This window comes from Rhizobium altiplani (assembly GCF_001542405.1).
Lineage (GTDB): Bacteria > Pseudomonadota > Alphaproteobacteria > Rhizobiales > Rhizobiaceae > Rhizobium > Rhizobium altiplani.
Map to the genome: position 1 here is coordinate 1 of NZ_LNCD01000116.1, position 10,363 is coordinate 10,363.

8 protein-coding genes and 4 pseudogenes are annotated in these 10,363 nt (G+C 54.9%); 6 read left to right on the plus strand and 6 right to left on the minus strand.

The window, feature by feature from the left end; translation table 11 throughout:
• On the plus strand, window positions 1-595 hold a 595-nt coding region (locus AS026_RS27050), incomplete at its 5' end, for a tyrosine-type recombinase/integrase (RefSeq protein ID WP_144443506.1).
• 89 nt (window positions 596-684) lie between these two features.
• Here the strand turns inward: AS026_RS27050 and AS026_RS44665 are convergent.
• The 4 genes from AS026_RS44665 to AS026_RS27070 all read right to left on the minus strand — a co-directional run bounded on the left by AS026_RS44665 (window position 685) and on the right by AS026_RS27070 (window position 4,044).
• The gene (locus AS026_RS44665) at window positions 685-1,113 is read right to left on the minus strand and encodes a transposase (protein ID WP_081688063.1); all 429 of its coding nucleotides are present in this window, start codon (window positions 1,111-1,113) and stop codon (window positions 685-687) included.
• 380 nt (window positions 1,114-1,493) lie between these two features.
• Entirely contained in the window at window positions 1,494-1,616 is a 123-nt protein-coding gene (locus AS026_RS43715) for a helix-turn-helix domain-containing protein (RefSeq protein WP_081688064.1), read from the minus strand.
• A gap of 372 nt (window positions 1,617-1,988) precedes the next feature.
• Window positions 1,989-2,993 carry a helix-turn-helix transcriptional regulator gene (locus tag AS026_RS27065; RefSeq protein ID WP_007539226.1) on the minus strand — a complete coding sequence of 335 codons (1,005 nt, stop codon included), beginning with the start codon at window positions 2,991-2,993 and terminating at the stop codon, window positions 1,989-1,991.
• 79 nt (window positions 2,994-3,072) lie between these two features.
• Window positions 3,073-4,044 (minus strand): LysR family transcriptional regulator, encoded by a 972-nt coding sequence (locus tag AS026_RS27070; protein ID WP_007539227.1) that lies wholly within the window; start codon window positions 4,042-4,044, stop codon window positions 3,073-3,075.
• A gap of 438 nt (window positions 4,045-4,482) precedes the next feature.
• Between AS026_RS27070 and AS026_RS40550 the strand changes: the two are divergent.
• The 3 genes and pseudogenes from AS026_RS40550 to AS026_RS27085 form a co-directional block, all read left to right on the plus strand.
• Window positions 4,483-4,922 (plus strand): annotated as a pseudogene (locus AS026_RS40550) (ISNCY family transposase); the annotation flags it as partial.
• A 324-nt stretch (window positions 4,923-5,246) separates the two neighbouring features.
• Window positions 5,247-6,364, plus strand: a pseudogene (hisC, locus tag AS026_RS27080) (histidinol-phosphate transaminase).
• A gap of 111 nt (window positions 6,365-6,475) precedes the next feature.
• Window positions 6,476-7,495, plus strand: coding sequence for an LLM class flavin-dependent oxidoreductase (locus AS026_RS27085; RefSeq protein ID WP_007539229.1), 1,020 nt, complete (start codon window positions 6,476-6,478; stop codon window positions 7,493-7,495).
• A gap of 119 nt (window positions 7,496-7,614) precedes the next feature.
• Here AS026_RS27085 and AS026_RS41440 read toward each other — a convergent pair.
• Window positions 7,615-7,764: pseudogene (locus AS026_RS41440) on the minus strand (IS110 family transposase); the annotation flags it as partial.
• A 487-nt stretch (window positions 7,765-8,251) separates the two neighbouring features.
• Entirely contained in the window at window positions 8,252-9,061 is an 810-nt protein-coding gene (locus AS026_RS27095) for a calcium-binding protein (RefSeq protein WP_007539233.1), read from the minus strand.
• 507 nt (window positions 9,062-9,568) lie between these two features.
• Here AS026_RS27095 and AS026_RS43720 point away from each other — a divergent pair.
• Both AS026_RS43720 and tnpA read left to right on the plus strand, forming a co-directional pair.
• Window positions 9,569-9,850 (plus strand): annotated as a pseudogene (locus AS026_RS43720) (IS110 family transposase); the annotation flags it as partial.
• A 113-nt stretch (window positions 9,851-9,963) separates the two neighbouring features.
• Window positions 9,964-10,317, plus strand: coding sequence for an IS66-like element accessory protein TnpA (gene tnpA / locus AS026_RS27105; protein ID WP_160330090.1), 354 nt, complete (start codon window positions 9,964-9,966; stop codon window positions 10,315-10,317).
• The last annotated feature ends 46 nt before the right edge of the window (window positions 10,318-10,363 follow it).

Here is a 10,363-nt window from a genome sequence, read left to right on the forward strand (position 1 = left end):
GCTCAATGCACCGGATCGGCGGACATTATCAGGCATTCGCGATCGAGCCATGCTGCATCTGGCTTTCGCCGGCGGGCTGCGCGTTTCCGAACTCGTCGGTCTCGCGCTTGAACAGTTCGACGGACGGTCACCCGCCAGTATCCATATCATCGGCAAAGGACGACGAGAGCGCGTGCTACCGATCTGGCAGGAGACCGCTGCCGCGATCCGAGCCTGGATCGCCGTTAGACCCAAGGATGGCGACACGGCGCTCTTCCTGAACAATGCTGGCCGGATGATGACGCGCTCCGGCTTCGAATACATCCTCGAAAAGCACGCCGCGGCCGCGGTCAGCGTCGCGCCTACGCTGGCGACGAAGTCGATATCGCCGCATGTACTGCGCCACAGCTGCGCCATGCATATGCTTCAGGCGACGCGCGACATTCGCAAAGTAGCGCTGTGGCTCGGTCACGCCACTCTCCAGAGCACGGAGATCTACCTGCGCGCTGACCCGACCGAAAAACTCGAGATGCTCGACGCTTTGGCGACGCTCGGCATCAAGCCAGGCAAATTCCGCCCGCCCGATAAACTGATCGCGATGCTTGCCGGGCGATAGTGCACAGTTATGGCGATAGTGCACAGTTATGGCGATAGTGCATAGTTATGTGGAGTCGACGGATGTTGAAAAGCCCGACAATGCGCCCATCAGCGTCTCCGGCTCCGCATAATCATGGTCGCCGCATAATTGCGCATGTCTGTGATCCCGCAGGCCAGGTACACCCGCACGCCGGTCCCTGGTCCGATCATGCCGCCTCTACCGCCCGGATAAGCCGCATCAGGGTGGCGCTGTCCACGGCACCGTCGAAACGAAGGCTGCGACCGCAGATCAATCGCAACTCGATCATCCCAGACGGGTCCTGGCGGTCTCCGCAGACCTCGGTCTGCACGACGTTCATGTCCACCGGAACAATTCAGCTCACTACGCCAGGTATAGATCTGCTGCCGCGTAACATCGTGTCGCTGCGCAACATCAGTAACCGTCGCTCCGTCGATCCCAACCGACATGACAATCTCGAGCTTCTGTTCGTCGCGCCAACGGCGCCGACGTTCCTGCCCAAGAATCTCGACACGCATCACATACCTCGCCCAAGACACGTCGCTAACTACGTCGCTAAACACGTCTCTTAGGCCATCAAGGCGCGGTCCGGTAGGCGGTGCCAATCGGGCGGTTACAAACCATGTGCAACAAGTGGTCAAAAACAAACCTACCCGCTCTGGCGGCCATCCCGGATATTTGATTCTTTAACATCCGGCCTTGTTCGGATCTAAGGACGGGCACGTGGCTCCAAGCCCCTCCTCGCACCACGTGAGAGACATCGTGTATGACGAGGTGAGACAATCAAAGTTAGGGATGCAGACGACCAAGCAGCGCGACAACCAAGATGAGACGTGATCTCATCCAGATCGTCGCTCTACACGACCGCATAGAAAAAGCGCGCGAAGGGCCTCCAGTTTCAAAATCGTGATGGTCCGAGCGCGTTCATCTCAAGGATATCTCGTTCTTTCAACTCAGTCATTCCCCGGGACACAGTTCCAATTGTCATCGCCGAGTAGTCCGCGATGTCCTGACGCGACATCGGCAACTTGAGCTACGCCGCGCCGCCCATACTTTCGGACATCGAGCATCTGCTCGGCCAGCAGCTTCTTGAGGGAATTACCCGGCAAGTCAAAGCTCACGATGCTGTCGGAATTCATAACATCCGACTTAAAGAAGAGCCGGCCGCCTTTTCGGAAGCTGTATGGCATTCATCCAAACAATGAATTTCGAGAACCTGTTAATCCACTTGGGAATACCGCCGAAAGGAATGAGCCTTGGGGGGCAAGCATATCGTAAACTTGATGACGACACTTATTGAATTATCGCAATCGAACACTGAATCAATTGTTTGGATGGCGCATCCATCCTGTGGATGTGGGAAGGAAAGGCGGAGCCGGAGCCAACGAGCAAGCTACGGACAGTAGACGGGGGCGCCTCTCACGCGCTTTCGCGTTGCCGATGGGCTCTCTCCGTAGGTCGATCTGTAGATGGCCGAAAACCTGCCGAAGTGAAAGAAACCCCATTTCAGGCAAATTTGCCTTATCGTGTTTGCGTTTTCGGGATCAAGCAAATCCAAGCGGGCGCCCCGCAAGCGGAGCATGGACAAATATGCAGCTGGAGTGGTTTCCCGGAATGTACGGAAGCCGAGCTGCAGCGCGCGTGTAGAAACGCCAGCCGCTTCTGCGACCATTGGCATTCGGATTGGCCGGCTGACGTTAGCCTCCATGAATTCTATTGCCCGCCGTATGTGCCACGGTGCTATCATGCAGGGCTTCCTTTCGAGAAACCGAGAAAGCCGGTGGGGCACCACGTGAATGATCAAATCAGCAAGGGCTTGGGTGATGTGCGCCATCGCTACCGGGGAATGAATTGAAGGGTCGCGCAGAGCCCGGATAGCGGTCTCGGCTAATGCAGCAATCGTCTGCCCGCCCGCAGTGGTTTTTTCGAGCTCTGGCACGAGCGCCAATGATTCCCCAAGGGGCCGTTCAAATGTCTGATCCAGTGTCTGCAGTATGATATTCCAATCGATCAGCAGCTCGTCGATGACGTTTGACTGCCCGTACATCCTCACTTGTTCGGGTTCCAGAGTGTTGTACAACAGCAGCCTGTCTCGACCAGCATCAGCTTTCGTTGAGCCGTGGCTGAACCCCATACCTCCGCTTCGGGGCAAAACGATTGACAGATACTCCACTGAACTTGCCGTAGGCTCAATCTTGAACTGTAACTCGTGTTGATGATATCCCGTGATCACGGAGGCCCAGTCGCTGGAAGAAAAATCAAGGCTCCAATGAAAGTTTTCCACGCGGCCAATCAGCTCGCCCTCAAATTTCCCGAACGCGCCACTGAGCTTATCGATCATTCCATCGAACGATGATCCGAAATACTTGAACGTCGAAGGGCGAGTTTCCTGGGGCATCTCACGTTGTCTCCTCGATCTGTGATGAGTGGGCCCGTTGCGCTGCGGCTGCGGACTTCGTTTCGCGGGCTGACTCATATCATCTTCTTAAGAAATGGCCCTTATTGCCAATTCCTGGTGCCTGTTCAGTTCGTGGCCAAGCTTCATCTAGGTTCTTGGCTTCTTCCAGCATTATATGACGCAGCCAAGCACTTCCCGCATCAGCGTCATGCAGGGACGGCCATTGAACGGCTTGGTCGTATCGTGGAAGCCCAATCGAATGGTCGATAACGCGCAGCGGAACGGAGGACGCAACTTCCCGCACGAGTCGCGAAGGTAATATCGCCAGCCGTTCTGTTCCCGAGATAGCAGCTGGCACCATACTGAGATTGGGAACTATCACGTCAACACGGCGCTGAAGACCAAGCCGACGGAGATAATTGTCCTCGATTGAACAAGGTTGGCCAAGACCTGTTTTTGCTGTGACGTGGCTCGCACCGACATACTCTCTAATGCTCATTCTCTCTGAGAACTTTGAGTTGCTCGCGCACCCTACCAGTTCAAGATTCTCCTCAATAAGCGTTGCTTGAGGATGGCCACTGGCGGCGAACAATTCCGGCAGTATCACGAAGTCAACTCTGCCACGCCGGAGAAGCTGGTCCGGATCGTCAGGCAAAGGAAGTAGCTCAAAGCTGACTGCAGGTGCTTCGGATGCGACACGCTCGATCACCCTCTTAAGAAAGACCGTAGTCATGAAATCACATAATGCAATCCTGAAATGACGACATCTGAGCTGAGCGCACGGACTAGGTCCTGAAATTATGTTCTGCTGTATGTGCTGTAGGGCATTCCGAACTGCTGGGAATAGAGCCAATGCCAGTGGAGTGAACACGAGCTTTCCTCCTCTGGGGGTAAAGATGTCATCCTTGAAAAAGAGGCGCAACCGACGCACAGCGGCACTCATCGCCGGCTGGCTGAGGTTGATGCGCTTTGCCGCAGCAGTGAGATTGCCTTCACTCATCAAGGCGTCGAACGCGACAAGAAGATTAAGATCAAGACCTTTAAAACGCATGGGTGGTGTACCAGTAGCAAGGCGACAACTCGCATCCAAAATTCGCCCGGCACATCTGACCTTAGCGCGCTTGATTGCAAGTGAAACAAGGCACGGACGAATGTTTGATGCGCCATGAGGATACGATCGGGTCGATCTGGATAATGCGCGCACAGGCGGATGACCGTAAGAGGCGCCCTACCCCCCTTCGGGATAAGAAATGTGACTGTTTTTTGCCGTACGAGGCTTCGACATATGATAATTACAGGGTATCCGCATGGCGCCAGTCTAGATGTGCCGTTGCGACGGTTTGAGGTTTTCACGAGAATGGGCACTCCCCGCGACTGGAGTGTCGATGAAAAGGACTGCATCGTCGCCGAGAGCTATAGCGGCGAGATGTCGGTCAGTACTGTTGCGTGTCGCCATAAGTTGTCGCCCAGACAATTGTTTACCTGCCGTCTGCAGGAAATCTACGCCGGGCTCGATCCTGTCCTGCTATTGCGCGATATTCGCGCCCTGCAGGAGCGAATTGCTGCGCTTGCCGACACTCCGCCCGCCATGCGCTCTGACGGGCTAACTCAGCCGATCGACCTTTTCCTGGCGACTTTGCGGACTGCCTGGAAAGACGGAGCTAGCCGGCCGACGGATCGACCGATTGTAAAAGCCAAAGAGGGCGGCGGCGTCCTGACCCTCTCGTTAAGGCGACTGCCGACTTGCGAAATTGGTTCGAAGCCGAACCATGGCGAACCGGCAGTGAACTTCTGTCACGACTGCAGCCCGAGTATCCCGGCGATTACCCCGACAAACTGCTTCGAACACTTCAGCGCCGGCTGAAGGTCTGGCGCAGCGATCCCGTGAATGCCGCGGGGCGTTGCCGCGACAGCTATCCGCGTTTTTGAAGATCAGGGCTTCAAGTGGCTTGGTCGGCACAGCCCATCGTCCTTGGGCGTTGATTATCATCCTCTTGTGACGACCAGGTTTATTTGCCGCTTGGATCGATACTCATAAAATCAATCCATTATACCGCCAAAACGATCATGGCTAGAAAGGCGACCCAGGATCCGATCCGACGCCCAACGGGAGACTGCGATTTCCCACCGATGCTTGCTTAATCGCGGTGAGCCTTCGCATGCTGGTAGTTGCTAGGAGACCGTCACGAACGAGAGGCTTAACTATGCCAGCTGCCCAGAGAGGCGCGTGGCCCGGTTGAAACGGAGAAAGAAATGTCTGACGCAAAACTAGCAGATGTGCTTTCAGCTCTATTAGAAGAGACGAGGAGCCTAGAGGCTGCGCCCTCCAGTGTCTCCGGTGCCAAGCATAGATCATTAAACTGGACACAAACGAAAACCCTTTTCCTTTGCCTCTGCCCGTAATGCAGAGTGCAATTGCGGCACTCAAAGGCCATCATCTATATCCAGAAGATGACAATGTTGGTTTGCGAGAAGCCGCCGCCAATGCATACGGTTTCAACCAAGATCAGGTAATCGCCGGCAACGGCTCCTCAGAACTTTTAAGTGTCATTTACAAAGCCTTCCTCGCCCCGGGAGACTCGGTCGCGATGCTGTCCCCTGGCTTTTCGTTCAATCGAAAACTTGCAAGTCTTCAAGGAGCTCGATTCATAGAGGTGAAATGGGACGAATCTTACATGCTTCCGATGAAGCAACTGCTTTCTGGTCCCGCACAAGATGCAAAGTTCATCGTGTTGTCTAATCCTAACAACCCTAGTGGCACGTTCGTCCCAGTAGCTGATGTCGATAGTCTCGCCACTCAATCGAACCGTCTCATCGTTTTGGATGAGGCGTATGTCGATTTTGCACCCGATGACGCTTTACGCCTCGTCCACCGCCATCCGAACCTTCTGGTCCTAAGAACCTTCTCCAAAAGTTACTCTGCTGCCGGCCTTCGCATCGGGTTTGGCTTCGGTCATCCTGATTTGATCGGAAGGCTACGCAACATCCAAAACCTCTTCAATATGAATGTTATCGCACATGCAGTCGGCATTAGTATCCTTTCGAACCGTACCGCCTATTCAGACAATCATAAGCACATCAAAGAGGAAAGAGAACGCGTTACGACCGCTCTGTCTCATCTGGGCTTCTCAGTGATCCCATCCCACGCAAATTTCCTACTCGCCCGTGTACCACCCGGTCGAAAGGGCACTTGGTGGCAAACATCCTTGAGAGACGAGAATATTTTCATTGCTGCATTTCCCGAGGATGGCCTCGAAGATTACATCCGTGTGAGCATTGGTAAAAAAGACGAGATGGACGCCTTCATTTCCGCGGCCGGTAGGATCTTAAAAAAACTAGTACCGCACGAAACCTCTGTCACGAGCCAGTAATCCTTGTGCTATCGCCACCGACCCGGGCAGGTCAGTGGTCAGGGGATCGGCGATACAGAGCCTTCGGTCTTGCAGTCCGAAGCACTTTACAACTGAACAGGAGACCACTCGATGGCGAACAGCCACTCAAATTTGACTTTCGGAATCTTTGATCACCTCGACGATAATCATACGGACATCGAGCGGCTGTACTCGGAGCGTCTAGAACTAGTAGAATCGTGCGATCAACTTGGCTTCTACGCGTACCATCTGGCTGAGCATCATTGTACACCGCATGGAAGGAGCCCGTCGCCCAATCTGTTTCTGTCCAGCGTCGCGCAGCGCACTCGTCGGCTTCGTATGGGACCGCTTGTCCTGCTGCTACCGCTTTATCATCCTTTGCGGGTCTTCGAAGAAGTCTGCATGCTAGATCAATTGAGTGGTGGTAGACTCGAGCTGGGAATCGGACGCGGCTCCCTTCCCGTTGAGCTCGGCTACTTCGGGATGAGCCCCGAGTCGGCCCCTGGATGCTACGCGGAAACAAGTGAGATCTTGCTTAACGCCATGAAGGGCGGCACGCTCAACCATCACGGTGAGCATTTCGAGTTTAGCCGCATACCCCTTGCCCTTAGTCCTCATCAGCGCCCGCATCCGCCAATATGGATTGCAACGAACCGCCCCGAGTCTGCACGTTGGGCCGCAGCCAATGGGGCAAATATTGCATGCATCGGACCTTCGTCGTATGTCCGCGCGGTGACTGACGCGTTTAAAGCCGAGCGCAACAAAAGCTCGGACAATCAAGTTCTATTTCGCGGATTGCTCCGTATGGTCGTAATCGGCCGGTCAGAATTGAATGCTCGCTCGCTCGCAGCGTCAGCATACGATCTTTGGCTTAGCAGCTTCAAATTCCTTTACGACCTAAACGATCTCCCGACGCCTCCAAACCTGCCGCTGACCTTTGACGAGGCGGTAGAGAATGAATTGTGCGTAGCCGGAACTGCAGATCAGGTGCGGCAAACACTGCACGGCCATTCGGAGGAGGCTGGCGCAAATTACCTTCTTTGCCAGCTCGCGTTCGGGAACCTTCCGGTGGAAGCTTCGTTGTACACCGCTGCCACAATACAATCGGAAATGATCGCGCGTGCTGGTTGATATGAGTAATTCCACTAATCGGTTGGAATAGTAATGTGGGCTAGGACTGTCCGTACTGTCAATCGGCGGCTGCGTATTCCGATTTCATTCCGGCCAGCATTCCGATTTGAAGGCGGCCATTTCGGCTTTTTCCGTTGCAGGAGCTCGATAAGCCATCGGGAAGCATGCCTGCTTCCACCTGCTCTGACGTGCTGGAGCAGAGAAGTGGCGCCCACCACCAATATACTTCGCAGCGGATCTGGGGTCTTAATCATCAAAAGCGATGCGCCCGCCTCGTGCTCCTTCAGAATGCCGATGATCTGTTCGTCTGTGAAACGATTGCGCTTCATTCCCTGGTCCTCTCAATGGGCCAGAGCTTACTTCAAAATGGATTATTTCAACGGGGCAAGGTCAAGGACCTTGTTCAAATCGTAGGCAACAAGACGCGGCATTTACCAGCATTCGTCTCAATAGGGTATGCTCAGGAAAGGCTCATTCATGCATCGGGGGTCCATTATTTAAATCGTTAGATTTGGGAGCCATAGACCGGCGGGCAGTCCTTCCAGCGACCGCCACGAAGCAGCAGATGCATCGTCGGTGAGAGCGCGCAACGGTTGTCGGCACCGCTGCGCCCCGCCGGCCGCAGGGACGAGAGACTGGCGCGCGTCCCTCTGTGTCCGACTGCCGACAATTTCCTACCACCTTGCCATCGAACTGTCTCCGCATCCAAAGGAAACAGATGATCATCTCGACAGCAACACCAACTGATTAACCAGCCTAGAAGAACGTGAAATCCGAAGCAGTCAAACCTAGGCTGGTTAAGTGGAGCAAACTTTCTACGTTGCTCAAGTGCGCGAAGTCATCCACGTAGTTTTCGGAAGTGACATAACCCAAATTCGCGGTCATGCTGTCATCATTGAAATAGGCAATGATATCGCCTGCAGCCTCCCCGGAAATAGCCCTGGCTGCGGCCGAGCCATCGGTGAAACCACGATCAGTGATCACGACGACGTGCTCGCCGTTCGCGCCACTAGCGGGACCGCTGTAGAACGTGTCCACCTGATGGCCGTGCGCCTCATGATTGATGAAATTCGCTGCAATACCATCGACGCCAAAGCCTACCGCATCGAAGGCAAAAGAGTCTTGCGCTCGGTCAAAATCAACAATGCTGGTGTGGTCCGATCCAAAATTTGGGTCGAACCCGGCCATCGGGTTATGGAACTGGAACGCAAAGGTGTCTTGCCCGGCACCGCCGGCCAGAGAGTCCCTACCGTCGCCCGCGAAGAGCACGTCATCGCCGGCTCCGCCATAGAGCTTGTCGTTGTCGCCGCCAAGGAGGGCCGTACCCAGGATGCGGGGCTTATCGCGACCCATGTCGCCGTAGAGGTAGTCGTTGCCCTCGTCGCCAAAGACGTGATCATTGCCCGCGCCGCCGAACACGCGGTCGTTACCCTCGCCGGCCGAGATGGAGTCGTTTCCGGGACCACCGTCGATCCAGTCATTTCCGGTGGGATCGACCATCACGTCATCACCATTACTGCCAAAGAAATTGTTGCTACCCGGGCCACCCAGAACAGTTTTCTCCATTGCGAATGCTCCTTATGAAACAGCCCCACTGGACTCTTTCCTATATGCCTGCCGGAAGGTTTTAGTAATCCATTGTTTGGATTGGAAACATTGACATGACGGATGAACCGCCGTGCGGTGCGGACGAATCAATATGAACTCTGGACGTAATGCCCAGATCGAACTCAAATGTATATGGCAGGGATTTCATCCGGTTTAGCTACATTAAACATCCATTAAGAGGCAGAGGCGCGCCGCGCTGCAAGACCACTCATACGCGGTCCGAAGTAAATCAGCTTACGATTCATCGGGCATCTTCCGCAGCGAATCTTCTCGCGATGTTGGCGCTCACACGGCGGCGTAGCCCGGTTCTGCCGCGAAGAGATCGCGCTCGGCGGAGGATGCATGATGGACCGTACGACCGTATGTCCGTCTTCGTGCCTGAGGTGGCTCGCCCTACACTGGTCTTCCGACGGTTGCTCGGATAGGCCGAGCCGATCCTCATCACAGGAGGACGAGCCGTGGCAGATTATTGAGATTATAGGAATCGATGTCGCCAAATTAAAGAATGCGATTGCTGTCGTTGAATCCGGCTGGGAGGGAGAGGTCCGCTTTTGGGGTGAGGTTGAGGCCTCTGATACCAGCATGCGCCGCATCATCCAACGGATAGCAGCAATGTTTGACCGAGTTCATTTCTGCTACGAGGCGGGTCCGACCGGATGCGGCCTACATCGGCTTATTCGATCGCTTGGCCATGAATGTGTGGTGGTCGCTCCATCACTGATCCCCAGGAAGCCAGCCGACAGAGTGTGAGCGTCCGGTGAGCGGATTTTGCTGAACGAGCCAGTTAGGCGATGTTCTGGCATTAGAACCAGCATTAGTGCTGACACTAATATCAGATCTGAGAGGTTGGTATGGCTCGCATGGAGATCATTTCCGGCGTTGAGCGTAGGCGGCGGTGGTCGAAGGAAGCGAAGCTGGCGATATTGGCTGAAGCCGATCAACCGGGTGTTCGCATTGGCGATGTCGCTCGTCGCCATGACATTTATCCTGCGCAGATCCGTTTATGGCGGAAAACGCTTAGCCACTTCGATGTGTCAGCAACGTTCCTTCCGGTCCACCTGGTCAACGACGTAAGCCTCGGGCAGATGCCGGCGGCCGGCGGGGCGCCCGCGCTAATCAAGATCCAGCTACGAAATGGTCGCAGTTTGAAAGTTCCGGCGGACATTGAACGCAAGATGCTGTCATCGTTGATCGCGTGTGTTGAGGCTGCATGATCGGGCCGACAGGAAATGTGCGGGTCTACTTGGCTTGCGGGGTGAC